Genomic DNA, 24,393 nt, shown 5'->3' on the forward strand with positions numbered 1-24,393 from the left:
CGGACGCGCGCCGCAGGGCGGCTCGCAATGGCCATCATCGTTCGTGGCCATCGGCGCCGGCGAGGTGTTCTTTCGCTAGCGCCGAGGTGACGCCCGTCGTGTCGGTCAGCGTCAGCTGCCGTCCGTCCCCAGGTCGCCGACGATGCGCGCCATCACGTCACGCTCGACGAGTTTCTTCTTCCGTCGCGCCGCCTCGCGCAGCGCGGCGGTGGCCATGCGGTCGATCTCGCGCAGGCTCGAGCCGGCCGCTTCGTGGAGCAGCGTCAGAGCGTCCGCGGTGAAGACGTCGCGGTCGGCGCCGGCGCGGCCCATCCGTAGCCGCACGTACTCTCCGGTATCGTCGGGCACCATCGCACCGATCGAGAGACGCCGCTCGATGCGCGAATACAGCGAGCGATTCTTGCGCAGCTCAAGCCGGTCCTGGAGGTCAGAGAGCCCTACCAGGATCAGCGACAGCAGGGCGCGGCTGTCCCATTCGTAGTTGAGCAGGATGTGGAGATGATCGAGCGTGTCTTGGTGGAGCAGGTGCGCTTCGTCCAGCAGGAAAACCGGGTGGATGCGCTCGCGGCCGAGGGTCTCGATATGCGCGCTGACAGCGTAGAAGACGGCCGCTGCGGTCGCAGCGGGGTTGAGTCCGAGGGCATGGCAGAGCTGGCGATAGAAGTCGCGGCGGCCCAGCGTGGCGTTGTGGCAGTAGGTCAGCCGGAAGCCTGCCTGCGGCAATCGATGACGTACCGCCCGCAGCACACACGTCTTGCCGGCGCCGGGCTCGCCGACCAGCAGCACTTGGGCGTGCTCGTGCACGGCCTCGCACACCTCCTCGACGAGCTGCTCCTTGGAGGGCGGCAGCCACAGGTCGCCGTCCTGGATCTCCTTGGAGAAGGGGGCGGCGGAGAGGGTGAAGAAGCGGACATAGGACTCGCTCACGTCTCACCTCCACGCTCGCTCGTGTTGGCGCCAGTGCCCATCGAGCGGCCGAGCGTCCGCGCGGGGTTGAAGTCCACCGGGCGTGTCGGCTTGTCCGCCGCAGGCCCGCCGCACGGCAGCCGCTTGCGCCGCGCGTTGCGCTGCGGATCGACCGGATGCAGCACCAGGCGCTTGCCCTCGTGCTCGACCCACGGCGGCTCGTCAGGCGCGACGAAGCACCGGGCGACGGAGACGATCTGGCCGGCGAGGTAGCCTTGATCGAGCTGCCAGGCGAGACCGTCGACAGAAACGATGTTGTCGCCCGAGACGCGGCGGCGAGTGCGCTCGGTGAGCGCGACGCGCAGCGCCTTTTCGTCGACGCCGCTCTCGGCGGCGGGGCGGGCCGCATAGATCTTCGCCGGGGTCTGGCCGAGCAGGCCCGCGTGCGGCGCCGGGTGGTAACGCCTGTCGAGGAAGGCGCGGAGCGTCGTGTTGATGTCGGCGAGCGACGCCACAGCGCCGAGGTAGGTCAGGCACCCTTCGCGCAGCGTGCGCCAGAAGCGCTCCATCTTGCCACGCGCCTCTGGGTCGTACGGCTTTGCGTGCAGGAGCGTGATGCCGAGCCGCGCGCACGCGGTTTTGAGGACATCGCCGCGGTAGGTGGAGCCGTTGTCGAGATAGAGCGCGTCGGGCTTGCCGTGGCGACGCAGGGCGTCGACGGTCATGGCGAGCATGTCGACCTCCTTCTCGGTCGTGTGCGCCTCGAGCGCCACGACGTAACGAGAGGCGTCGTCGAGCAGCCCGTGGATGCGCAGCGGCGTCGCTTTGCCGCCGACGGTGCAGCCGGTCACGTGGCAGACGTCACCGTGCCAGAGCGCGCCTGGGCGCTCGGCCTGCCAGCGCAGCCGCGTCTTCGACTCGCCCTCGGCGCGCGCGGCGCGGCGGCGAAGGCCGTGCGCGGCGTACAGTCGCCGTACGGTGGGCTCGGAGACCTTGCCCGCTTCGAGCCGCCCCTCGTCGACGAGCGTCTTGAGGATGAGCGGTACCGAGGCGTCGGGATGCTCGCGCCGGATGTCGAGCAGCAGCGTGCGCAGCTCCTCCGACAGGCCCTGCGCGAAGCCGCGATCGCTGCGCGGCTGCGGGCGCAGGCCGTCGAGGCCAGCGGAGCGATACGCATATAGCCAGCGCTCGAGCGTGGGCACCGAGTAGGTGCGCGTGCTGGGCGCGCCCGGCGGTCGAAACCGCTGCTCGCTGAGCGTGCGCAGCTCGGCGGCGAGCTGGCCGTGGGTGAGCACGCGGTGCATGAGAGGGCCGATGACCGTGGCGCGATAGATCGCGACGGTCTCGGCGTGGTCGGCAGGGCCGAGGGTCATTCGGACAGGTCCTTTCTGCGCCTTGCTGGCGCGCGGTCCTTGTCCGGGATCGGCGGCGTTTCCGGCAGCGATCCTCTCAGGTGGGCTGTACGCTCGGGGCTCCTTCGGGGCAAAGGCCCTCACGCCGCATGCGCGGCGCCGAAGAAGGCGCGCTGCTCGAGCGGTAGCGCCCGGGTCGTCGGGTCCGCGCTTGCCGCGAGCGATGCCGCAACGGCGGCTGCGCTCTTCCGGAGCGAGGCGGACGGGCCTGGGTCGGGGGCATCCGCAAACAGACGTCGCTGCGCGACGTCACGCGCCCACCGGCGCAGCGTGGCCCAACCAGCGACGGCGCTGTCGCCGAGGATCTTCGCCGGGCCAACGCGCCGACGGACCTCGGCCGCCGTCGCGAGCGCCAGGCCCCAGAGCGCGAGGGCGAAGCTGATCGCGGCGGCGCTGTACACGCGAAGGCCGAGCACACCGCGAGGAACGACGAGGAGCACGGCGCCGCAATCGAGGCAGCGGTAGCGGCGGGCGGTCACCAAGAGCACCTCGGGAGGATGGTCCGGGCTGGTGGGGCCCCAGACCTGCCGCTCCCGCCTGCCGTGGCCTTGGAGCCGGATGGCGCCGCCCAGCGGACAGCTCGCAGCGCCGCAGACGGGGCAGCGCGCAGGCCGAGCTTCGACGACCGTGGGCGGCTGCTGCTGCCAGCGCTTGATGTCGATGGCGCTCTGGATAACACTGCGACCGCTTCGATTCCTGGGCACAAGAACCGGAGCACGACGAGGAGGCTGTCCGCCAAGATCAGGTCTCCTCGTCGCCTATTTTGTGGCCGGCACCGCGCCGCTGCTCCGCTCCTGCGGTCGGCCTACCTCGTCGTGAGGCGGGCGTGGGAACGACGAGGGGTGGTAATTTTCGGCCGGTGGACGGAAGTGGGGTGCCCGCGCGGGAAGGGCTTCTCTGAGCCGCCGTAACCGTGCTCAGAGGGGGTTGCGATGAGAATCTTGAGGGGTTGGAGGTAATGCGTCGTGCGCCGCGGCGCTCCGGAGTCGTCCTCCCGGGTTGCGTACGCGGAGCGAGCACTCTCCTTGATGGCCAGCCTCGTTGGGCAGAACCCCTCACCATCAAGCAGCATGCTCGATGCGATGCGCTGCCGCATCAATGAGAGGGCGCGGTAATAGGGCGTCACGGCGGCGGTCGCGTCCGCGATCGAGAGCCAGTATCGCGATCACCCGCGCTGGACCTGGCAGCTCCACCACGACAACCTCGTCGCGCTCGCGAAGACCGCCCCCGCGCTCGCCCCGGTGCCCAGCTACACCACAGTGCGCCGCTTCATGAAGGCCCGCGGCACGTATCGCATCCAGAAGAGGTGCCAAGGCAGGGCGGTCGAATCGGAGATCGTGCCGCGCGAAACGCGCTCGTACGAGCTGGCCTATGTGAACGCGCTCTGGCACTACGACTTCCACGAGGGCAAGCGAAAGGTCATCACGGCCAGCGGGGAGCTGAAGACACCCTATCTCTTCGGCCTGCTCGACGACTGCTCGCGGCTGTGTTGCCACGCGCAGTGGTACCTCGACTGCGAGAGCACCGAGAACCTCGTGCACGGCTTCAGCCAGGGGATCCAGAAGCGGGGGCTGCCGCGCGGCGCCTACAGCGATCGAGGAGGTGCCATGAAGGCCGCCGAGATGCGGGAGGGGCTCGAGCGGCTCGGCATCGCGCAATATCTCACACTGCCGAACAGCCCTCATCAGAACGGCAAGCAAGAGCACTTCTGGACGCTCGTCGAGGGGCGGCTCATGCCGATGCTCGAGGGCGAACCGAATCTCACGCTCGACTTGCTCACCACCGCGACCCAGGCGTGGGTCGAGCAGGAGTATCACCGCACCGTCCACGGCGAGCTCAACAAGACTCCGCTCGATCGCTACCTTGAGGGCCCCGACGTGAGCCGCCCGAGCCCCGACTCCGAGGTGCTGCGCCGGGCCTTCCGCACGGAGATCTCGCGCCACCAGCGCCGGAGCGACGGGACGGTCACGATCGAGGGGGTGCGCTTCGAGGTCCCCTCGGCCTACCGAGTGCTCGAACGCCCCCGGATTTGTGTCGCGCGCTGGGATCTCTCCAGCGCAGAGCTCGTCGACCCGCGCTCGGGCGCGCGCCTCGCCACGCTCTTTCCGCTCGACAAGGAGCGGAACGCGGACCGGGCGCGTCGCGCGCTCACCGAGCTCACCGCGCCGCTGGCGCCGTCGAGGAAGCCTCCTGGTATCGCGCCGCTCCTGCGCCAGCTGATGGCCGAGTACGCCGCCACGGGCCTGCCGCCCGCCTACCTGCCCAAGAACACGGAGGAGGATTGACCATGATGAGTCGACTCCTGTCTCTCTACAGTTTGAAGTACATTCCCTTCCGCGCCGACGTGCCCGCGGAGGCCCTCTATGTCTCGCCGCCCGTCGACGCCTTCCTTCGTCGTGTCGAGCTCGGGTTGGCCCACGGCGGCTTCGCCATGCTTACCGGCGATCCCGGCACGGGCAAGAGCATCGCGTTACGCCTGCTCGCTGCGCGGCTCGGCGCCCTGACCGACGTGGTGGTCGGCACCATCGAGCATCCCCAGAGCAGGGCCGGCGACTTCTACCGCGAGCTCGGTGATCTCTTCGGCGTCCCGCTCTCGTCCAATAGCCGCTGGGCAGGCTTCAAGGCGCTTCGCGCGCGCTGGGCCGAGGGGACGCCGCAGGGCGGCCCCATGTCGCCCCTGCTGGCGAACATCTACTTGAACTACGTCTTCGACCTCTGGGTCCAGCCGTGGAGGCGTCTACATGCGCAGGGCGAGATGATCGTCGTGCGTTATGCCGATGACTTTCTCGTGGGATTCCAGTCGGAGTCGGACGCCACTCGGTTCCTCGTTGAACTCCGCGAGCGATTGCGGAAGTTCGCGCTGGAACTGCACCCCGACAAGACGCGCGTGCTCCGGTTCGGGCGGTTCGCCGTCGACAACCGGGCGCGGTACGGCGAGGGGAAGCCGGAGACCTTCGATTTCCTCGGATTCACGCACATCAGCGCGAAGCGACGGAACGGAGACTTCCTGCTGAGGAGGCGAACGGCGTCGAAACGCGTGCGGGCGAAGCTGCACGCGATTGGCGTCGAGTTGCAGCGCCGCCGGCATCAGTCGGTCCCAGAACAGGAGGCATGGATCGGCGCAGTGGTCCGCGGCTATTTCGCGTACCACGCCATGCCGACCAACATCGATCGGCTTGACGCGTTCCGCACCGAGGTCACCCGCATCTGGCTCCGCGCGCTCCGGCGCCGAGGTCAGCGTGATCGGACAGATTGGGGGCGAATGCACAAGTTTGCCGACCGATGGATCCCCCGCGCCCGCGTCCTGCATCCCTGACCCCAGAAGCGCTTCGACGTCCGTACCCGAGGTAAGAGCCCAGTGCGTTAGCAGCGCTCGCTGGGATCTGCGCGGGGGGCGGCCCGAGTCGGCCAGCATGGCGACGAAGGGCCGTCCCTACCACGACCGACGATGCTGCCCTACGTGCCCAACTTGGCGTTCAGAGCAGCCACTTGCTCTCGAAGAAGAGCCACTTGGTCTTTAAGAAGATTCACTTCGTATTGAAGAGAACCGAACTCCCTGCTGACGTCGAATACCTCATAATCACTCGCGTTGCCGCCAAATTTATCGGCAGCAAGTTGTTCATAATTCGGCCGAGGATGGTGCGGAAGGGGCCCCCAAAGATAGCGACATACCACAAGGGGGCCCTCTATTATAGTCCTACCACGGAGCGTAATGCCACCAGGGTAATCGCGATCCCAGTTTAGTGTGAGCCCGTCGCTGAAATCATGGACGAGAGCGCGTCGCGGCTTGTTCGGATATAATCGCGACCGGCGCCCCGCGTTGTCCAGTTGGATCTCGATCGCACCGATCTTCAGAGCACCGCCATCCTTATTGGCTCCACTGATCCCATCGGGGAGGACCAGGGGGCCGTTGACGGTCACGCCGCCAGGATAGTCGTGATCCCAGTTGAGCGTGAGCCCATCGCTGAAATCATGAACGAGAGCTCGTCGGGGAAAATCATTATTCCCCTGTGACCGACGATCCGTATTATCAAGTTGGATCTCGAAGGCCTCTACCTTGAACACATCTCCTTCGATGCGTGCGAGGCCATTGTTCTCGAGAGTTAAATCACTATTTGACATATGCTGCTCCTGTGGTTGGGTTAAGTGCTGCCCCAGTGTCGGCTATTGTTGCAGTGGCTCCTGGTGTCCCGTCCGCGAGATTCGAGGATCAAGTCGTCCCCTGGTGAACGGCGAGCGTCCGCTGCCCGAAGCGCGCCATGCTGGCGATGCGGGTGGAGTCCGAATGTGCTCCAGATCTGGCTGATCGTTGTTCGTTCGAGACCCACGGCCTTCGCTATTTGCCGAATGCTCCAGTGCGTTGCGCCGTGCGGCGTCGACTCAAGCGTCTTGACGATCACCTCTTCAACGCTCTCGTCCAGCACCGTCCGCGGCACCTCGGTCAAGGTTCGTCGAGCAGTCCGTCGAGCCGGTCCTCTACGAAGCGCCGCCGCCATCGTCCAGCCGTTGCTGCGGCCACGCCGACCTTGCGGGCCGCGCTCTTGTTGTCGAGGCCCTCGGAACAGGCAAGGACAATGCGCGCCCGCAGTTGCGGCGCCGTCGATCCCCGCCGCGTGTATGCCCTGAGCTGCATCTTGCGGACGGGACACTAGTAAACCGAGTAGTCCGTCAATATAAACCGAACCGTGCCACCACTGACGGTTACACCATGACCGAAGGAGCCTCCTCCTCCAAAAGTCATTCCAACCTTCTGGACATTTTTAAGGGCCGACTGAAATCCAGCGAGCGTGCTCGCGTCCTCATCACCACGTCTTCCGAGGACGGACGACCAGTGATCGGGTTTTAGCGGCACGATCAGATTGGTGATACCTATCCTGAGCTGTGGATCCGAATTCGACCACCATTCGAGACGAAACGCGATTGGATTCGACCACCAACGATAAAATTGGTACTCCCCAGTCCCGGTCCAGTTGTCTCCCTCCCTTTGAATGTACGGCCGAACCGTTGTATCAGCGGGATCGAAAGTCGGACTGCCGGAGGTGATCACGACCTGTAATGTCATGGTCAAATTATTGGCCGTGATCGGTTTCGCATGAGTGGTGTAAAGGTAGTGAGGGCCATCGACGTCGCGAGGAAAGTCGAAATACCAGCCCACGCCACTCGCTAGAGCCTTGGGTGAATTTGGCATGTTTCCATAGTAGAAGAACCAATCTTTTGCCTTTAGCGAGACGTCCAGCCCGAGGAGACGGCCGAACGACAGCGGCCTGACGTCGGAGCACTCGTTTAGCCGCCATGGTGGAAACAATCTCCCTGTCTGTAGGGCCATAAATTGTCGCAGTGTGAGCATCTTGATTTCCTCCAATTCATTTTGTAATACGGCCAACGCGTCACGGCCATCCGCCGTGGCTAGAAATCACGTGTTGCGTAACGATCACGTGCGTTCCGAATCGAGGGGTTAGGAAATCCAAACGAGATTTGGAAGCCAATCTCATCGTGGTGGCCATTCCACGGTACAGCCACGCTGCGCGCGCTGGTTGATATAGAGAACCTTACGCGATTCGCACCCCTCCTGGAAAAGTGACGCTGTATCAGTAACTCATCCATGCATCGGTACACGCGTAGAACAGGCCGACCTTGCTGTGGATGCGCATCGACGTGGTGGAGGCTCCTGGCCGAGCCGCGACACGCGGTGTGGATACAGGCGCCATTCTTCCGAGTGTGGTCTGGAGGTCAAATTGAGATTCGGCGAGCAGATTTGAATGGACGTGACGCGTTCCGTTCTGGGCGTGCGCCGGGGCGCACACGGTTCCGCGGCGGCTTTCTACGTCAGGGAACCTGTCACCATCGCTCTCGATCTCTGGCTCGACGCAGCCCATGGAGGCAACGTCGACGCCCGCGGCCTTCAGTGGCAGGGGCGGTCGCTCTCCGTTGTGGACGAGCTGTATCAGTGGATTCACGAGCTCCACCTGCGGTTCGTACCAGGCACGTCGCTCTGCATCGCTACCCAGTACGCCATCAACCAGGAGGCTGTGTGGCGGCGCGGCTTCACAGATGGGCGCTTCGAGATCGACAACGGCGAAGTGGAACGGCAGCTAATTACGCCGATGGACGCGGTTGCCCAGGCGCTGGCGGATCCGATCCGGAGGGAGATCCTGCGGATGCTGCGCGACCGCAGCGCCACGGCCGGCAGCATCGCCGGCGCGTTTCCGGTCAGCCGCCCGGCGGTCAGCCGGCACCTGCGCGTGCTGCGCGAGGCGGGCCTGGTGCGCGACGTCCAGTGCGGCCGCGAGCTCGAGGCGTTCCTGCGAGAGCTGCACGCCGAGAGTCCGTGGCACCGCCGTTTTGACGCGCTCGAGACCGAGGTGCACCGCGTCGGCCGACAGCGGCGCATGGCGACCGCGACCCCATCCAGCAACGAAACGAAACGCAAGAAGGAGATAGCATGAGCCCCCGACCCACCGGCCGCGTCCGGAGCACGGCGACAGGCGCCGATCTCGTCATCACGCGCAGCTTCCGCGCTCCCATTGAAGACGTCTGGCAGAGCGTCACCGCCTCCGAGAGCACGGCGCGCTGGATCGGCCCGTGGGACGGGGAGGCCGGGCCCGGGAAGACGGTTCGCCTGCAGATGGCGTTCGAGCAGGGCGCGCCGTGGTGCGACGTCTCGATCGAGGCGTGCGAGCCGCCGCATCGCGTCGCGCTCTCGGCGCAGGACGATTACGGCGCGTGGCGGCTCGAGCTGTCGCTCGCGGGGAAGGGCGAGACGACCGAGCTCACCTTCGTCCAGCACCTCACCGATCCCGCGCTCGCCGGCGATACAGGGCCGGGGTGGGAGTATTACCTCGACATGCTCGTCGCCTCCCGGCTCGGCGAGCCGCTGCCCAGCTTCGCCGACGACTACCCGGCGCAGCGCGATTACTACCTGGGCGACGCCCGCACGCAGGCGTAGCCGATCACGGCGCGCGGGCGTACGGCGCGACCGATCCTTGTTATGGCGCCGCGCGCCTTGACTGCGTGCCGTTGCGCGTGTGAACTGGAGACCATGCGGCAGACTATGCGGATGCGGTGGTTCAGGTTCTCGATGATGGCAAGTCTGGCTTATGTGCTCGGTTGCTCTGGCGGCGACCCGCCTCCGGGCTCCGGAGGAATGGGCGGCGCGACGAGCGGCGGCAGTGGCGGAATGGGCGGTTCGGGCGGTGGCGTCGGGGAGGGCGGTAGCTCGTCCGGCACGGGCGGCGCCGGCGATGAGGGCTCGGACTGCAAGGTGAGAGAGATATTCCCAGGCCTTTGCAATTGCGTTATCAGGCAAGACGGCACGTTGTGGTGCTGGGGCCCCGAGCGCTGCATTGCCAACGACGCGAAGGATGGGGATGCGCTCGCCCACATCACGGTGCCGGGCGGTGTGCTCACGCTCGACGTCGGTCCAGGCGGCGAGACCCTGGCGGTGAACCAGACCGGCGAGCTCTTTTACTGGGGAACTTGGGGAGACAGAGTGCCCGACCCCATCCGTGATGCGCGTGCCGCCTCTGGCACCGAGCGAGAGCCCATCCGGTTCCCGGACACGCCCGCTGGCATCCGGGACGCCGCGATCGACGGCGAGAGCTTCTTCTGCGTGCTGCGTGACGACAACGATGTGTCCTGCTGGAATGAACAGCGCGTCGCGTGGCAGACCTTTGCGCTCGGCGGCGGCGCGAGGATCACGGAAATCATCGCGAACTACCCGGCGGTGTGCGGTCTCGACGAGGCGGGCGCCATCCACTGCGTGACCCCGCGCGAGGAGTCCTGTGACCCGGTGCAGCCGGATTTCGGAGGGGAGGGCGTCGTCTCGCTGCGACGGGGCTGCGCGGTGACGGAATCGGGTGCGGTCTATTGCGGGATCGGCGAGCGCGCCGGGGGCGGCGCCTGCCTGGGGGCTCCGGTGCTGGTGCCGGACGTCGCTGCCGCTGATTTCGCGGAGACGGACTTCAACCAGTGTTACGTCACGCTCGATGGCGGCGTCCGCTGCCAGGGCCGCGGCGACGCGGGGGAGCTGGGCACCGGAGCCTTCATCGACCGTACGACCTTCGCCGACGTGGATCTCTGGGCCGGCAAAGCGAAGCGGGTAACGTTCGGGGCGACGCCATGCGCGGTGCTGGAGAACGACCGTCTCTGGTGCTGGGGCGATGAGCTGCCCGAGCCGGGGCCGACCAAGGTGGCGATCCCCACCATGGTCCCGCTCTGCGCGGACGATCCAGCGCCGACGCCGCCCGCGCCTACCCCGCTCGATGGCTTCGTCGACGTGACGGGCGCGCCTTCGGAGGCGGTGGAGCTGACGAGCTTCGACGGGGGTTGCGAAGGGCTCGACGTGGGAACGATCGTCTACAGGCGGAGCTCGAACGAGCTCGATTACGGCGTGTGCGGCCCCACCGGGCTCCTCGAGCGCGCTGGCAGCTTCACCGGCTTCTACGGGGCCCAGCTGTACGTCGGGATGTTCGAGTACGCCGACAAGGCGTATCCCCCGCCCGAGGGGCAAGAGAAGGGCTTCGGTGTCTTCCTCTGGGCGCAAAAGAGCGGGCTCAACCAGACCTCGTGCATCAGCGACAACGGCGCCCTGTCCGGCGGGCTCACGCAGACATTCATCGGGGTCGGCGAGGAGGTGTGCGGCGCCAAGGCCACCGTGCTCTCCACCTCGCCGTTCCGTATCCAGCTCAACTTCACCCATCGCCGCTTCGCCGAGATCGAGCTCCGGCCGGTTCCGGGCACCGACGCGATCACGATGCCGTAGCGCTCCGCGCTCCCGAGCGTTCGCGCCCGAGCCCTGGTCGCCCTCGCGATGCCCGCGCCGCCATGGCGAGACCGAGCGTCGTGATGGCTCGGCCCTGGGTCGAAAGAGCGTGGTCCGGGCGGCGCCGAGCGCGCTACGGGGGCGCATCGGCGTGCCGTGGGCACACGTGTCCGTCCGGGCGTTGGTCTGGCCCGGGAGGCGCGTCGCGAGACGCTCGACGGCGTCACCGAGCGCCTTACGGCGCACAACGGTGCTTTTCCAGTACGGTGGCTGCCGCGTGGACGCTGGGAGAGCGTGCTGGAACATCGGTCGGCTCGCCGAGCGCGGAGTGGAAGCGGACGATGTTCCGGGGCTCGGTGACCATGGCGACGAGCTTCATCCGCCCCTTGCAAGTTGGGAACTCGAGGACATCGATCGCAAATGTGCGGCGCAAGGGCTCGGCGCGGTTTGTCGACCGCTCGATAGCCGCCACGCTTGCGTTTCGGAGCGGGGTCATCGTCCGCCTTCGTAGGCTCTTCTGGCTTCGCAGGGCGCGGTCCGATGCGCTTGCGCGCCAACGTGGGCGACTTGCCGAGGCGAGAACGTCAGCGTACTTGACGGTGTGAAAGCGCGGCGGCGGGACGCTGGCGGCGAGGCGGCACAGGAGCGAGAGCGGATCCCCCCGTGGTGGGGCTGGAGCTCTTGTCGCCGAGCACGCGGGCGGAGTGGAGGAAGGCGTTGATGATGATGGGGCGCATCGCGTTGAGCTCGAAGTTCCCCTGGCTGCCGGCGAACGCGACCGCGTTGTCCTCACCGCCTCCTCGGCCGCGCGAACGATCGCGTCGGCCTTCCATCGCGGCAGCCGCCCGGCCGCGGCGTTGACGAGCGCCGCGGCCTCCTTGACGTAGCCGTAGGCGTGATAAACGCGCTTCGGCATGCGATCGTTGCCGATCGAGAAGTGAATGAGGCTGCGCTGCGTCTGCGCGCCCCAGTAGCGATCGGCGGGCACGTCGATCTCGCCCATCGAGTCGGTCTCGCGACGCTGGCCGGTGGCCTCGATGCCGATCGGAACGTCGCGGAGCGTGGGATGTGCCTGCGCGGCCATGGATGGCTCCTTTGCTCCGACTCAGTACGTCGGCGTGTAGAGCTGGCCCTCGATCCAGGCCCGGACGTCCGGCGGCCTGTGGACCTGCGCCAATCCCTCGTCGAACATGAGCTCGGCGACTCGCGCGGCCGTCGTGACCTCCGACTCCAGGATGTCGGCCTGGCTCGGGAACAGCATGCCCCTCGCGCGGAGCTCCGGGCCGACCTGGCCGGCGAGCGCCTGGGCTGCGGTGACGAAGCACGCGTCGGTGATGCGCTTGGGCCGCGCCACGTACGTCGCGAGCCCGATGGCCGGGAAGACGTAGAAGTTGTTCGCCTGGCCGGGGTGAAAGCGCTTCCCGTCCACCGTCACGTCGGGGAACTGCACGCCCGCGGCGTAGAGCGCCTTGCCCTTGGACCAGGTATAGGCTTGTTCGGCCGAGCACTCCGCCCGGTCCGTGGGGTTGGAGAGGGCGAAGATGATGGGCCGCTCGTTGAGGCGGCTCATGGTCTCGACCACGCGCTGGTCGAAGGCGCCGCCCTTGGTGCTGACGCCTATCAGGACCGTCGGCTTCTGCGCTTCGATGGCCTCGACGAGATCCTTGGACGGCTTCGCCTTGTGCGCGTACACCCTCTGCACCTCCGACAGATCGGCGCGCGAGGGCTCGAGCAGACCGTTGATGTCGAACATGGAGATGCGGCTGCGCGCTGCCTCTTGCGACAGCCCCTCGAGCTGCATGGCCGAAACGAGGAGGTCGGCGATGCCGATGCCGGCCGAGCCCGCGCCCAGGAACAGGATCCGCTGCTCCGCCAGCGGCGTACCGATGATCTCGAGCGCCGTGGTCAGACCGGCGAGCGTGACGCCGGCCGTGCCCTGGATGTCATCGTTGTAACAGAGGATCTTGTCCTTGTAGCGCTTGAGCAGCCGGATCGCGTCCGTGCCCTTCCAGTCCTCGAAGTGGATGCAGCAGCCGGGAAAGACCTGCTGCACGGCTTGCACGAGCTCTTCGACGATCTCGTCCAGCTTCTGCTCGGGCGGGGGCAGCTCGCGCAGGCCGAGGTAGAGCGGGTCGGCGCGGAGCGCCGCGTTGGTCGTGCCGACGTCGAGCAGCATCGGCAACAGGCCATCGGGCGGCACCGCGGCGCACGCCGTGTAGAGCTGCAGCTTGCCAATCGGGATGCCCATGCCGTTGGCGCCGATGTCGCCCAGACCGAGGATGCGCCCGCCCGTCGAGACGCAGATGAAGCGCACGTCGCACGTCGGCCAGTTGCGCAGCACCTCGGCGATACGGCCTTTCATCAGGCGCGTGATGTACATCCCGCGGGCCCGGCGGTAGATGTGCCCGAACGCGAGGCAGGCCTCGGCGACGGTGGGATCATAGAGGATCGGCACGAAACGCGCCGGATCGGACATGACCGTCCGGTAGAAGAGCGTCTCGTTCCGATCGGCCAACCCGATCAGGTAGACGTAGCGCTCGAGATCGGTCGGCTTCGCCTCCAGGTGCTGCATCACGCGCTCGACCTGCCGGTCGAGGCTCTCGACCGCGCACGGCAACAGGCCCTCGAGCCCGTATGCGCGGCGCTCTTCGGCGGTGAACGCCGTGCCCTTGTTGCGAACGGGGTCGTCCAGCAACGTCCGGCCGAGCTCGGGTTCCTGTGATCCGATCTTTGCGGCTCGTGCCATGGTCACCTCCCGTGTGCCCGCACGTCGTGTTTCGGGTTGGAGCAGCGTGGCCGCGGGCCGAGCGGTGCGGCCGGCCACGGCGCCGGAGCATCGGCGAGCCGCCCGCCACGAGCCTCACCGTTGCCAGCCGCGAGGCCAGCGCAGCCATGTCCGAAGGTCGTTGCGTGCGGTACCTTGGCCAAGGGCGATCGGCACGCAAGCCCCGCGATGGCGCATCCTCACCTGCATGTGCTCGAAGCGGACGGCTTGCCGGGATGAGGCTCCCGCTCGATGCGCACCGAGATGCGGATCTCGTTCATGCGGAAGGGCTCGGCCGCGAGCTCGCGCTCGTGACGCGGGCGACGCGGCCGAGCGCGGTCTGCGCGGCGACGCCCTTCTGCAGCTCGGGATCGCGCATCACGCCACCGCCGAAGTCCGTCTCGACGCCGCCGGGCGCGATCGGACACCCGGGAGGCGGGCGCCACCGTTCTGCATCTCTTGCGCAGGGAACAATCGCCCACAGAACACGAGCTGTGAGCTTCGCTCGGGCCGTACAAGGGGCGAGCGTCCAAGCCAGGGACCACGACGTCCGCCGCCGGTCCCCCGGAACGTGGGCGATGATACGATGAAAAAAAACGCATCCGCGGTGCCATCGTCGCCTCCGTCATCCATCCACGCGACGCGCGTGGTCGAAGGGAGAACAGCGATGCGGGCATTGCTGAGGGTGTGGGGACTCGCGGTGACGTGCAACCCGTGGTGGGCCTGGCCGCCGAGATGCGGCGTCGGGGGCACGACGTGAGGCTGTGCGTACCGCCGAATTTCATCGACTGGGTGGTCGGCCTGGGCTTCAAGGCGAGCGACGCCTCGTCCAGCTGCACCAGCTGCACGCTGTACGACTGCGTGTCGTAGACCGCGCCCCCGGATCGACGAGCTTGTCCATGGCGTGTACCTCGGGCAGAGCGCGGACTCGCTCCGGGGGGGAGGGCTTCGGCGGCATCGTCACTCGCTTCTTCCCGTTGAACGCAGGCTGGTTCAGCGAGATCGACCGTCACGCGCTTGGCGGGCCGTGGAAGAGGCGGCGCCGCCCACCGGACGCAGACGGCCCGCCCGTTCAGACGCTGGGCATGATCCCGGGGCTGCTCGATCATTGGCTCGCGAAGATCGGGTACACGCGACAGCAGACCGATGAGCCCGTGGACCCGAATCGCCTCGACAACCTGTGGGCACCCGTGCCGTGGGACTTCGGAGCACACGGCCCGTTCGACCGGCGCGCCAAGGCCTCGAGCCTGGAGCTCTGGTTCGACATCCATCGCTGGTCGCTCGGCGCCGTAGCGCTGTGCGCGGCGGCCATCGCCGGGGCCTCCGCGCGGCGGAGCGCCAGATACCGCCGCTGTCAGGCGCGCGACGCATACCAGAGGAGGAGAAGGCGGCGCCAAAGGTCGTGCTCGGTGGCTCGCTCGTCTGCGGCGCGGCCGGCGTCCGCTCGTCGGCGCCGCCGCGGTCGTGCTCGGCATCCTCGCGCTGGTCGGCATCTATCCCATGGTGCTCACGTTCGTCGCCCTCCTCGAGCTGGGGTCGGCCGTCGTCGTGAGCGGAACCGCCGTCTCGGGGCGGACGGCGGCAGCGCTCCGGCGCTGAGCCGGGCGGCGCTCGCCTTCAAGGCACCTCACCTTCACCACGCGCTGGGCGACATCCTCGACGTCCGACGCGAAGCGCGCGGCGATCGGCAGCGGGCTGCGGGGCAGCGCCGGCCGGCCGACGAGCGCCGCGGCGGCGGCGCGCGCGGCGCGGGCGGTGGCTCCCGGCGGCGGGCGTGGGTGCGGCGGCGCTCGCGGCGATCGGGTTGCTCGGGGGGATCGCGCGGGCGCGCGGATAAGCGCCGGCGTGGGCCACGATCCGCTCGATGGGCGCGCGCACGACCCGGTGAGCGCGCCGGGCTCGAGGGACAGGATGCGGGTTCAGGCCGCGCTCGCCGCCTACCTCGTCGGGCGGCGGTGACCCTTGAGCTGGGTCCCCCGGCCGCAGGCGGCACGCTCAGTGCTTGCTCCGCCGGGACCGAGCCGAAGGAGGTGGGGACGTGACAGAGGTGCTCGAGCGCGGCGATGACGACACGGAAGGAGTCGAAGCATGCACCAGACACGCAACAGCGTGACGAGCCCGTGGGGCGAGCGGACGCCGTACTTCGGTGAGCACCAGTGGCCGGCACGGGTCGACGAGCAGACGGACGAGGAGCCGGAGCGGTGGGTCCAGTCCTGCTGCGTGCTGTGCACGAACGGATGCGGGCTCGATATCGGGGTCAAGGGGAACAGGATCGTCGGCGTCCGCGGCCGGGCAGAGGACGTCGTCAACCACGGCCGGCTGGGCCCCAAAGGGATGAACGGCTGGGTCGCGAACAACAGCCCCGACCGGCTGACCCGGCCGCTGATCCGCACCGGCAAGAAGCCGGGCAACACGTTCCGCGAGGCCACGTGGGACGAGGCGATGGAGCTCCTGACCCGCCGGTGCAAGGACGTGGTCGCCCGGTACACGCCCGGCGCGGTCGCCATTTACAACAGCGGACAGCTGTTCCTCGAGGACTACTACACGCTCAGCGTCATCGCCCACGCCGGGCTCCGCACGAACCACATCGATGGGAACACGCGGCTGTGCACCGCCACGGCTGGCAGCTCGCTCCGCGAGACGTTCGGCCGCGACGGGCAGCCGTCGAGCTACCGGGACTTCGACGTCGCCGATTGCATCCTGCACGTCGGCCACAACATCGCGGCGACGCAGTCGGTGTCGTGGATGCACATCCTCGACCGCCGCCGGGGTCCGAACCCGCCCAGGCTCGTCGTCATCGACCCGCGGACGACCGACACCGCCCGGGAGGCCGACGTCCACCTGGCCCTTCGCGTCGGCACGAACGTGGCGCTGCTGAACGGGCTCATGCACCTGATCATCCAGAACGGGCATGTGGACCAGGCGTTCATCGACGCGCACACGGTCGGGTTCGCGGCGCTGCGGGAGAAGGTCGCGGCGTACCCGCCCCGGCGCGTGGCCGAGATCACCGGCGTCCCCGTGGATCAGCTGAACGCCGCGGCGCACCTGCTCGGGACGAGCGAGCGGCTCCTGGCCACCGCGCTTCAGGGCATCTACCAGGCGCATGAGGCCACGGCCGCGGCGTGCCAGGTCAACAACCTCGTCCTGATCCGCGGCATGATCGGCAAACCCGGCTGCGGCGTGATCCAGTCGAACGGCCAGCCGACCGCCCAGAACACCCGCGAGACCGGCGCGGACGGCGAGTTCCCCGGGTTCCGCAACATGGAGAACCCGGCGCACGTGGCCGACCTCGCGCGCGTGTGGAACGTCGAGCCGGACGTGATCCCCACCTTCGCGCCCCACACCCATTGCACCCAGCTGTTCCGGCTGGCCGAGCAGGGGTCGATCCGGATGCTCTGGATCATCGCCACGAACCCGGCGGTCTCGATGCCCAACCTGCCCCGCATCCGCAAGACGCTGGCGAAGGAGGATCTCTTCGTCGTCGTTCAGGACGCCTTTCCGACCGAGACCACGCGGTTCGCGGACCTGGTGCTGCCGAGCGCGATGTGGGGGGAGAAGACCGGCACGTTCACGAACACCGATCGGACGGTGCACATCTCGCACAAGGCCGTCGACCCGCCGGGCGAGGCGCGGCCGGACATGGATATCTTCATCGATTTCGCCCGGCGCATGGGCTTCACGGACAGGGACGGTCAACCGCTCATCAAGTGGGACACGCCCGAGGGCGCGTTCGACGCGTGGCGCGCGTGCACCAAGGGTCAGAACTGCGACTACTCCGGCCTGACGTATGCCAAGCTCACTGGCGGCTCCGGCATCCAGTGGCCGGTGAACGACGAGCACCCGGACGGGACCGAGCGGCAGTACACGGATCTGCGCTTCCCGACCGGCGTCGACGAGTGCGGGAGCTATGGGCACGACATCGAGACCGGCGCGGCGGTCACGCGCGAGCAGTACGCGGCCAACGACCCGGCGGGCCGCGCGATCCTCAAGGCGGCTGACTGGTTTGCTCCGCCGGAGTCACCCGACGACGAGTATCCATTTTGGTTGACGACCGGGCGGCTCATCTACCATTTCCACACGAGGACGAAGACCGGCCGGTCCCCGGCGCTGCAGGCGGCGGCCCCGGACGTGTTCGTGCAGATGAGCGCCGAGGACGCCGCGCGCATGGACGTGAGCGAGGGCGAAATGGTCGACGTCATCACCCGCCGTGGCCGGGTGCGCGGTGCGGCGAGGCTCGGGGATATCGTCCCGGGGCACCTGTTCATCCCGTTTCACTACGGGTACTGGGACGAGGAGGGGACCGACGGGGCGGAGCCGGACGGGCGGCCGCGGGCCGCGAACGAGCTGACGATGACGACCTGGGACCCGGTGAGCAAGCAGCCGGCCGTGAAGTTCGCCGCGGCCAAACTGCAGAAGGTGAGCGCCGCCCGCACCGCGGTCGCGAAGGTCGCCGGCGCGGCGGAGCGGGCCGTCGAGCGGGCCGGCGCCGCGGCCTCGGCGATCGCGTCGGCGATCACGCGCGCTTCCGGCGACGCGCCCGAGCGACAGCGCCTGGCCGACTACCTCGGCCTGCTCCGGCTGGCCCACGAGCGGTTCATCGTGGCGTGCGACGCCGCGTCCGAGCACGCGCTGAACGAAGGCGAGCTGTCGATGGGGCTCTCGCGGCTCCAGGAGATCTCGCGGCAGTCGCTTTCGTGGCTGGAGCCGGCGGCGCGGCCGTACAACCCGGCCCCGCCGGCCGGCGACGCGAACGAGCTCGGCTCCTTGCCGGAGAAGATCCGCCTGAACCGGGCCAGGGAAGGCCACCTCGGGCAGCTCCGGGGGCTGCACGAGCTGTACGTGCTCGCGGCCGACCTGCACATCACGCTCGTCGCCGTGAAGAAGACGGCCATGATGCTGCGCGATCGCGCGCTCATGGCGAGCTGCGACCGGATCGAGGAGAACACCCATCGTCAGCAGGCGTGGCTCCTGACGCAGGTGGGCGCGCATGCGCCGCAGATCCTGGGCGTCCCGCTCTGACGGCAGGAGGGATGATCCCGGACCGAGGCGCGGGCGAGCGCTGGCCGATGATGAACCGCACCGCACCCAGACCAAGGCTCCACGCCGCGCGCGCTCGCCTCGCCATCGCCAGGTTACCGGAGGCCGTCTGGGCTCCGCTCGCCGGGGCGGCGCTCATGGCGCTCCCTGCGGCCGTTGGGCTCGTGATGGGCAAGCCGTGGCTATTCCCGAGCCTCGGGCCGACCGTGTTCGTTCATGTGACCACGCCGCGGAGCCGGGGCGCGCGGCTCTACAACACGCTCGTCGGCCACCTGCTCGGTATCGTGGCCGCCGCCGCGGCCGTGGCCGTGCTCGGCGCCGCGGCCGAGCCGTCCGTGATGGGCTCCGGACACCTGCTATGGCGCCGCGCGTGGGCGTCCGTCCTCGCCGTGGCCCTGACGTTGCTCTCGCAGGAGCTGCTCAAGGCGCAGCACGCGCCGGCCGCGGCGACCACGATGCTCATCACGCTCGGCGGGTTCAGGGCGGACTGGTCCGACGCCGCGACGATCACCGCCGGCGTGCTGCTCGTCGCGCTTCCGGGCGAGCTCGCGCGGCGGGCGCGTATCCCGCCTTCGCACGGGCCTTGATGCGGCCGGGCTGGATCATCGACCGAACACCTTGTGCAGGGCCGTCTGGGCGGCGAAGTAACCGCACATGCCGTGGACGCCTCCGCCCGGCGGGGTCGAGCTCGAGCAGATATACAGGCTCCGGTTCGGAGTCGACTACGGATCGAGCCGCAGGGTGAGCTCGACCCAGGGACCGCTTGCCTACCGCGCTCGCGTGGTGAAGAGGGACGTGATGGAGTCCAGGATATCCTGGATCGACAGGGCAGGAGGCGGCTCGTCCGGGTTGTCGAGGGCCCTATCCACGTAGTGCCCGAGGTACTCGGTCGTAACGAGCGCCGTGATCGCGTTCGTCACCGCGCCGGCCAGCGGGATCAGCCCCAGGGTCAAGCCGATCATGAGACGAAGGGCGCCGCCGCCCCAGATGAGCTGGTGGACCTGGGACCACGCCGGCTTCGAGAGGGACGTGCCTCGCTCCTTCGCGAGCGACGCCGCGAGCAGGTACTGGATCGGAATGACGAACAGCTGGTCCGAACCCGGGAGCGGCTGGACGATGAGGCTGATCCCGGCGGCGCCGGCCGAGAATGCGTGGGTGGTGAGCCGTGCGCCGAGCTTCATGAAGGAAGCTTAACGCCCGCTCGGCTGTCGAGAAGTGGCTCACGCCGCTCGTCCGGGCGCGGGGATGAGGGAGCGATGTCCCGGGTCTCCCGCTTTTCACAGCGCGCGGGATGGGCCGACCATCACGGCCGTGACCGGGAGCGCTCACCCCCGCGATGGCCATCGAACAGACTGCGCGATCGAGCGTCAACCATCGTGAGCGTCAACACCGCGCTTGCCCATCCAATGCATTTGTCCACGACAACCTCGATATGTTCAGAGCCGCCTGACTATCCGTCGATCGGTCAACCGAAGCCGCCGGACCAGGTCTGTCCAGCTGCGCGAGGGGGAGCGCGAGGACGTGGGTATAGAGGAAGAAAATGGGCTCAGGGGGCCGGCGAGCGATGCGACCACCGCAGCCCGACGCGACGGATCGGTCGCGACATCACACCACGCGGCGCTCGTCTTGCCGGCCTGGAGCCCTCGGCACGACGCTCGGCCATGTGAAGGCGAGCTCACCGCCCACCGGCAGCTGGTTCCACAAAGGCGCCAGCTCTTCGAGCCGGACGACGACGCGATCGACCCGCCGGGCATCTTCGCCCGAGAGCGACTCGCGCGGCGCGGGCCGCGAGGCATCCGGGCGCTGCCCCTGGCGGCGCCTCCAGATCAGGTCGCAGACGGCGGCGAGGCGCTCCGAGGTGACCATGTCGTGCTGCCTGCCCTCGTCCGCGTTGCGAAGCGATGTCTCCCGGCGCAGCTGCTTCCGCCGCTCGCGCGCCCGTTCGCGCGGGCTCCGGTCGCCCAGCGCGGCCGAGATAAAGGTGCCGCCGCCGCTCGCGGCACGACCGAAGACGCCCGACGTCAAGCCGAGCTCGGCCTCCACGATGTAGTGGACGAGGTCGTGCGGAATGTGGTCGTCGAACCCAGGCGCCGGATCCATCGCCTGGGGCTGTTTGCCGGCGACCTCCACGACGACGGCGTACCGCCGCTCGCCGGTGCGTCGAAAGATAACGTCCATGATGAGACATCATCATAGCACATTCGCGTCCGAAGGCAACCTGCGGCCTTGTCCATGGTCACCCGGGTGCGCCCGCCACGGCGACATGGGATTGGACGCGTACTATCGGGCCTTGCTACTCTCCGAGCCGGGCATGGTGTAATGAATCGTTCTATGGGTGACGCCAACACATGAATACGCCACTGTCGCCGTCTGGAGCGGCGCGGAATGACGGATCATCCGTCCAGATCGGCGCTCTCGTTCCGCTGACTCGGCCCGGCTGGGTCGAGGCAGGCCGGCACTTGCTCGCCGGACTCGAGCTGGCCGTCCGCGAAGTCAATGACGCCGGCGGGATCGCCGGAAGACCACTCGAGCTGGTGGTCCGAGACACCGCGGCCGATCCTCAGAGGGCCGCGGCGGCCGTCGATGAGCTGGCTCGCCTGGGCGTGGCTGCCTTGGCGGGGGAGTATCACAGCGTCGTCGCTCGCGCCGCTGCCGCCAGGGCAGACGCCCTCGGCCTGCCGTTCCTCTGCTCGTCAGCGGTTCTCGACGCGCTCACCGAACAGCCAGCGGAATGGGTCGCGCGCCTCGCCCCGGCGCAGTCCCACGGCTGGCGGATCTACGCGGACTTCCTCCTCGGCGCGGGCCACAGGCGCATCGCCGTAGCAGCCGATTCGAGCGTCTACTGGGCGTCTGGGGCCCGCGTTCTGCGGGACCACCTCGCTCCACGCGGCGGCACCGTCATCGAGCTCGACATGCGCGCGCTCGCCCCCGCGGCCGTGTGCGACGAGCTCGCCGGCAATCGCGCGACAGCCCTCCTTCTTCTGGTCGGCTACCCGGAGCCGGCGGTGTCGATCGTCAAGTCTGTCCGCCGCGACCAGCGCCTCGCCGAGATCACGATCGGTGCTCCGGCCGGGCAACCGGAGTTCGCCGAATGGGCGGCGTTGCTGGGCGGCGACGGCGCCGCGATCCCGTTCTTGCGCTACCTGCCCGAGCGCCTCAGCCAGCTCGGCGCCCGGGTCGAGACGGCCCTGCGCGAGCGGCTGGCCGAAGCGCCGTCCTTCGTCGCCTTCGAGGGCTACGACACGGTCGCCGTCCTCGCCGATGTGCTGCGTTCTCACGGCGCGGACCGGGCGCGCACCGCCGGATCCTGGGCGCGCGTCGCGGTCGAAGGCACCCGCGGGCAAATCCGGTTCTCCCGCGCGCCAGGCATCAGCGTTTGGCAGTGGGCTTGGCCGCCAGTCCAGGTCGTTGATCGAGATCCGGCGGAGCCCGATCGCTTTCGGATCCTTCACGCCGGCTGAGAGAGCGCGCAGGTCCGACTGCCGGAGGCGCCGCTCGAAGCCCGAGAGCGAGCGGTCCAACGAGCCCCGGGCGCCTCGTGCCCTCGTGGATGGGCTCGCTGCCTTCTCCTTCAGGGGTTCAAGGGCGGATGGCGAGCAGCGTCGGCGTTTGACCCGGCGCCGCGGCGGCCATCGCGTCGATCAGCGCGCGCGGCTCGCCGGGCCCGACGGCGCCCGTCTTGCGGACGGCGTCGACCCTGCTGAGCCCCCACAGGAGCGCGGCCGCCGCCGGCGTGGGCAGGCGGCTCAGGGGCACCATCGGCTCCGGCGTGATGGTGTTTCCGAGGCGGCGCACCACGCGGAACCCTTCCTCCATGGCGCGCGCGAGGCGCATCGCCTCTGTCCACGACACGCCTGCGTTCCGCGCGTGCGCCGCGGTGATAGCCACCATCGCCGGCACGACGAGCGCCGCGTGCGTGCGCAGCCAGCTCTCCATGTCGGCGTGCACGACGGCGGGAATGCCGGCGTCCGTGAAGACCTTCGCCCAGGCCGCGTCCGTCACCGTGGTGACCATCCCTCGGGTGACGACCTTCGACGTCAGCTTGCCGTCCTCGAGGGTCGCCAGGATCGCAGGGAAGCCGAAGGCGAAGCGCGCCGGGCCCACCGCGTCCCGGAGGCGGCCCAGCGGCTCGAAGGTGTTGAACATGAACATCACGGACCTCGCCGCGCTCCCGGCCAGCGCAGGGAGCACGGCGTCCACCTGGTGCGCGAGCACCGTCACGAGCACCAGATCCCACGCCGCCGTCGCGTCGAGCGCGGCGCTCACGCGCACCGCCGCGCGCTCGCCCGAGGCGCTCACGATCGCCTCGTCCCGCCGCAGCTGCTCCAGCCGCTCTCCGCGGGCGACCACCGTCACCTCGTGCCCCGCGCGCGAGAGGTGAAAGGCAAAGGTGCTTCCAATCCTACCGGCGCCGACAATGGCAATCTTCATGCGTTACTCCGTGGCTCCTGTGGGAAGATCTGTTCTCTGCGCGCCGTTGTCGTCACCGCGCCGCCGCCGGCAGCGCCCTGGCGCTCCGGCAACGCCCGCGCCTGCAAGCTCGACACCGCGCGGCGCCCTCGTCATCGTCATCGATGGCGCGCTCCTCGGTGTTAAACCAACTGGATGGTTTAAATATAGGGAGCGGCCTTGGCCGTGTCAACCGGGCGAGGCGGCGGCGCGCTCTCCTTGCCGCGCGCCACGGCGTGTGCTCCATGAAGGGTCCACCCATGCGCTACGATTCGGCGGCGACCAAGAAGAGGCTCCTCGACGCTGCGCTCGACGAGTTCGCCGAGCGAGGGCTGGCCGGCGCGCGCGTGGACCGCATCGCGGAGCGGGCCTCGGCGAACAAGCAGGCCATCTACGCCTATTTCGGCTCCAAGGAGGGCCTGTTCCGCAGCGTGCTCGAGGAGCGGTGCCAGGTCGCGTTCGACGCTGTGCCCTTCGACCCGTCGGACCTGACGGCCTTCGTCGCAGGCGTCTTCGATCACCTGGTCGAGAATCCGAAGAGCGTGCGGATGATGATGTGGAGGCAGCTCGAGCTCCCCGACGAGGCGCAGCACGACGTCGCGACCGACAAGGTGCAGGAGCTCGCCGCGGCCTACGACCTCGGGGCGACGCCGAAGCCGTGCGCCGAGGACCTGTTCGTCATCCTCCTCGGGCTGTCGATGTCCTGGTTCAGCTTCGCGCCAAACCAGCCGGTCGCGAAGGGATCGGCGGCGGAGCAGCGGCTGCACGCCTTCAGGCGCTCGCTGGTCACGGCGGTCGACGCGGTCGTGAAGGCGATGGCGACGAAGAAGCGGTAGCTGGTCCGTCCCACACGAAGCGCACGCTCGACAGCTCGCGCCGCTGCCCGTCGGGCGCTCGCTCGAACGTGCGCTTCCCGATGCGCCGCGCGAACGTAGGTAGAGCTCCGGAGCGTCACCCACCTCCCTCGCTCGGGGGCGTTCTTGAGTTCGAGCGCGGCGATGCGGCCGTCGGGCGCGCGCCGCAGGCGCACCATGCGGCCGGCGGCGTCGGAGATCGACTCGATG

General features: G+C 68.6%; 21 protein-coding genes and 3 pseudogenes. 12 read left to right on the forward strand and 12 right to left on the reverse strand.

Features of this window, described 5'->3' with window-relative positions:
- Positions 1–111: 111 nt before the first annotated feature.
- From WMF34_RS46555 to WMF34_RS46565, 3 genes are all read right to left on the reverse strand, one after another.
- Entirely contained in the window at positions 112–927 is an 816-nt protein-coding gene (locus tag WMF34_RS46555; RefSeq protein WP_437606345.1) for an ExeA family protein, read from the reverse strand.
- Positions 924–2,279: a DDE-type integrase/transposase/recombinase gene (locus WMF34_RS46560; RefSeq protein ID WP_437991857.1), complete on the reverse strand. Its 1,356-nt coding sequence runs from the start codon at positions 2,277–2,279 to the stop codon at positions 924–926. Before WMF34_RS46560 ends, WMF34_RS46555 begins: the two co-directional genes overlap by 4 nt.
- Positions 2,280–2,398: 119 nt before the next feature.
- Complete coding sequence (locus WMF34_RS46565) at positions 2,399–3,022, reverse strand: hypothetical protein (RefSeq protein ID WP_437991858.1); 624 nt, start codon at positions 3,020–3,022, stop codon at positions 2,399–2,401.
- Between the two features lie 633 nt (positions 3,023–3,655).
- Between WMF34_RS46565 and WMF34_RS46570 the strand changes: the two genes are divergently transcribed.
- The gene (locus WMF34_RS46570; RefSeq protein ID WP_437991859.1) at positions 3,656–4,603 is read left to right on the forward strand and encodes a hypothetical protein; all 948 of its coding nucleotides are present in this window, start codon (positions 3,656–3,658) and stop codon (positions 4,601–4,603) included.
- Between the two features lie 2 nt (positions 4,604–4,605).
- Positions 4,606–5,634: a reverse transcriptase domain-containing protein gene (locus WMF34_RS46575; protein WP_437994714.1), complete on the forward strand. Its 1,029-nt coding sequence runs from the start codon at positions 4,606–4,608 to the stop codon at positions 5,632–5,634.
- 140 nt (positions 5,635–5,774) lie between these two features.
- Here WMF34_RS46575 and WMF34_RS46580 read toward each other — a convergent pair whose 3' ends face one another.
- The 3 genes from WMF34_RS46580 to WMF34_RS46590 form a co-directional block, all read right to left on the reverse strand.
- Entirely contained in the window at positions 5,775–6,440 is a 666-nt protein-coding gene (locus tag WMF34_RS46580; RefSeq protein WP_437991860.1) for a hypothetical protein, read from the reverse strand.
- 319 nt (positions 6,441–6,759) lie between these two features.
- Positions 6,760–6,951: a helix-turn-helix domain-containing protein gene (locus WMF34_RS46585; protein ID WP_437991861.1), complete on the reverse strand. Its 192-nt coding sequence runs from the start codon at positions 6,949–6,951 to the stop codon at positions 6,760–6,762.
- A 15-nt stretch (positions 6,952–6,966) separates the two neighbouring features.
- The gene (locus WMF34_RS46590; RefSeq protein WP_437991862.1) at positions 6,967–7,665 is read right to left on the reverse strand and encodes a hypothetical protein; all 699 of its coding nucleotides are present in this window, start codon (positions 7,663–7,665) and stop codon (positions 6,967–6,969) included.
- 523 nt (positions 7,666–8,188) lie between these two features.
- On the opposite strand from WMF34_RS46590, the pseudogene WMF34_RS46595 reads away from it, so the two are divergent.
- The 4 genes and pseudogenes from WMF34_RS46595 to WMF34_RS46610 all read left to right on the forward strand — a co-directional run.
- A pseudogene (locus WMF34_RS46595) lies at positions 8,189–8,413 on the forward strand (IS66 family transposase); the annotation flags it as partial.
- Between the two features lie 9 nt (positions 8,414–8,422).
- Entirely contained in the window at positions 8,423–8,764 is a 342-nt protein-coding gene (locus WMF34_RS46600; RefSeq protein WP_437994715.1) for a metalloregulator ArsR/SmtB family transcription factor, read from the forward strand.
- Positions 8,761–9,264, forward strand: coding sequence for an SRPBCC family protein (locus WMF34_RS46605; protein ID WP_437991863.1), 504 nt, complete (start codon positions 8,761–8,763; stop codon positions 9,262–9,264). The genes WMF34_RS46600 and WMF34_RS46605 overlap by 4 nt, the downstream gene beginning before the upstream one ends.
- Before the next feature lie 132 nt (positions 9,265–9,396).
- The gene (locus WMF34_RS46610) at positions 9,397–11,079 is read left to right on the forward strand and encodes an RCC1 domain-containing protein (RefSeq protein WP_437991864.1); all 1,683 of its coding nucleotides are present in this window, start codon (positions 9,397–9,399) and stop codon (positions 11,077–11,079) included.
- 790 nt (positions 11,080–11,869) lie between these two features.
- Here the strand turns inward: WMF34_RS46610 and fumC are convergent.
- From fumC to WMF34_RS46625, 3 genes and pseudogenes are all read right to left on the reverse strand, one after another.
- Positions 11,870–12,163 (reverse strand): annotated as a pseudogene (gene fumC / locus WMF34_RS46615) (class II fumarate hydratase); the annotation flags it as partial.
- Between the two features lie 21 nt (positions 12,164–12,184).
- Positions 12,185–13,825 carry an NAD-dependent malic enzyme gene (locus WMF34_RS46620; RefSeq protein WP_437991865.1) on the reverse strand — a complete coding sequence of 547 codons (1,641 nt, stop codon included), beginning with the start codon at positions 13,823–13,825 and terminating at the stop codon, positions 12,185–12,187.
- 340 nt (positions 13,826–14,165) lie between these two features.
- Positions 14,166–14,264, reverse strand: a pseudogene (locus tag WMF34_RS46625) (short-chain dehydrogenase); the annotation flags it as partial.
- 266 nt (positions 14,265–14,530) lie between these two features.
- On the opposite strand from WMF34_RS46625, the gene WMF34_RS46630 reads away from it, so the two are divergent.
- The 4 genes from WMF34_RS46630 (at position 14,531) to WMF34_RS46645 (ending at position 19,467) form a co-directional block, all read left to right on the forward strand.
- On the forward strand, positions 14,531–14,713 hold the full coding sequence (locus WMF34_RS46630) for a glycosyltransferase (RefSeq protein WP_012241725.1): 183 nt from the start codon (positions 14,531–14,533) through the stop codon (positions 14,711–14,713).
- A 594-nt stretch (positions 14,714–15,307) separates the two neighbouring features.
- A complete protein-coding gene (locus WMF34_RS46635; protein WP_012241726.1) occupies positions 15,308–15,442 on the forward strand; it encodes a hypothetical protein in 135 nt (44 codons plus the stop codon).
- 489 nt (positions 15,443–15,931) lie between these two features.
- Positions 15,932–18,862, forward strand: coding sequence for a molybdopterin oxidoreductase family protein (locus WMF34_RS46640; RefSeq protein WP_437991866.1), 2,931 nt, complete (start codon positions 15,932–15,934; stop codon positions 18,860–18,862).
- An 11-nt stretch (positions 18,863–18,873) separates the two neighbouring features.
- Positions 18,874–19,467: an HPP family protein gene (locus WMF34_RS46645; RefSeq protein WP_012241728.1), complete on the forward strand. Its 594-nt coding sequence runs from the start codon at positions 18,874–18,876 to the stop codon at positions 19,465–19,467.
- 180 nt (positions 19,468–19,647) lie between these two features.
- On the opposite strand, the gene WMF34_RS46650 is transcribed toward WMF34_RS46645, so the two are convergent.
- The gene (locus WMF34_RS46650; protein ID WP_012241729.1) at positions 19,648–20,061 is read right to left on the reverse strand and encodes a hypothetical protein; all 414 of its coding nucleotides are present in this window, start codon (positions 20,059–20,061) and stop codon (positions 19,648–19,650) included.
- A gap of 424 nt (positions 20,062–20,485) precedes the next feature.
- The gene (locus WMF34_RS46655; protein WP_437991867.1) at positions 20,486–21,058 is read right to left on the reverse strand and encodes a hypothetical protein; all 573 of its coding nucleotides are present in this window, start codon (positions 21,056–21,058) and stop codon (positions 20,486–20,488) included.
- 170 nt (positions 21,059–21,228) lie between these two features.
- Between WMF34_RS46655 and WMF34_RS46660 the strand changes: the two genes are divergently transcribed.
- Positions 21,229–22,341 (forward strand): ABC transporter substrate-binding protein, encoded by a 1,113-nt coding sequence (locus tag WMF34_RS46660; RefSeq protein WP_012241731.1) that lies wholly within the window; start codon positions 21,229–21,231, stop codon positions 22,339–22,341.
- Positions 22,342–22,459: 118 nt separating this feature from the next.
- Here WMF34_RS46660 and WMF34_RS46665 read toward each other — a convergent pair whose 3' ends face one another.
- Positions 22,460–23,311, reverse strand: coding sequence for a ketopantoate reductase family protein (locus WMF34_RS46665; RefSeq protein ID WP_437991868.1), 852 nt, complete (start codon positions 23,309–23,311; stop codon positions 22,460–22,462).
- A gap of 278 nt (positions 23,312–23,589) precedes the next feature.
- Between WMF34_RS46665 and WMF34_RS46670 the strand changes: the two genes are divergently transcribed.
- Positions 23,590–24,165 (forward strand): TetR/AcrR family transcriptional regulator, encoded by a 576-nt coding sequence (locus WMF34_RS46670; protein WP_437991869.1) that lies wholly within the window; start codon positions 23,590–23,592, stop codon positions 24,163–24,165.
- Positions 24,166–24,393 lie beyond the last annotated feature (228 nt).

The organism is Sorangium sp. So ce145 (assembly GCF_051525985.1).
GTDB classification, from domain to species: domain Bacteria; phylum Myxococcota_A; class Polyangia; order Polyangiales; family Polyangiaceae; genus Sorangium; species Sorangium cellulosum_B.

Coding starts and splice junctions, on each gene's coding strand:
- WMF34_RS46665 (WP_437991868.1), bottom strand. CDS start 23,311: ATGAAGATTGCCATTGTCGGCGCCGGTAGGATTGGAAGCACCTTTGCC.
- WMF34_RS46585 (WP_437991861.1), bottom strand. CDS start 6,951: ATGCAGCTCAGGGCATACACGCGGCGGGGATCGACGGCGCCGCAACTG.
- WMF34_RS46580 (WP_437991860.1), bottom strand. CDS start 6,440: ATGTCAAATAGTGATTTAACTCTCGAGAACAATGGCCTCGCACGCATC.
- WMF34_RS46590 (WP_437991862.1), bottom strand. CDS start 7,665: ATGCTCACACTGCGACAATTTATGGCCCTACAGACAGGGAGATTGTTT.
- WMF34_RS46655 (WP_437991867.1), bottom strand. CDS start 21,058: ATGGACGTTATCTTTCGACGCACCGGCGAGCGGCGGTACGCCGTCGTC.
- WMF34_RS46645 (WP_012241728.1), top strand. CDS start 18,874: ATGATCCCGGACCGAGGCGCGGGCGAGCGCTGGCCGATGATGAACCGC.
- WMF34_RS46575 (WP_437994714.1), top strand. CDS start 4,606: ATGATGAGTCGACTCCTGTCTCTCTACAGTTTGAAGTACATTCCCTTC.
- WMF34_RS46650 (WP_012241729.1), bottom strand. CDS start 20,061: ATGAAGCTCGGCGCACGGCTCACCACCCACGCATTCTCGGCCGGCGCC.
- WMF34_RS46640 (WP_437991866.1), top strand. CDS start 15,932: ATGCACCAGACACGCAACAGCGTGACGAGCCCGTGGGGCGAGCGGACG.
- WMF34_RS46560 (WP_437991857.1), bottom strand. CDS start 2,279: ATGACCCTCGGCCCTGCCGACCACGCCGAGACCGTCGCGATCTATCGC.
- WMF34_RS46670 (WP_437991869.1), top strand. CDS start 23,590: ATGCGCTACGATTCGGCGGCGACCAAGAAGAGGCTCCTCGACGCTGCG.
- WMF34_RS46605 (WP_437991863.1), top strand. CDS start 8,761: ATGAGCCCCCGACCCACCGGCCGCGTCCGGAGCACGGCGACAGGCGCC.
- WMF34_RS46660 (WP_012241731.1), top strand. CDS start 21,229: ATGAATACGCCACTGTCGCCGTCTGGAGCGGCGCGGAATGACGGATCA.
- WMF34_RS46610 (WP_437991864.1), top strand. CDS start 9,397: ATGATGGCAAGTCTGGCTTATGTGCTCGGTTGCTCTGGCGGCGACCCG.
- WMF34_RS46620 (WP_437991865.1), bottom strand. CDS start 13,825: ATGGCACGAGCCGCAAAGATCGGATCACAGGAACCCGAGCTCGGCCGG.
- WMF34_RS46600 (WP_437994715.1), top strand. CDS start 8,423: ATGGACGCGGTTGCCCAGGCGCTGGCGGATCCGATCCGGAGGGAGATC.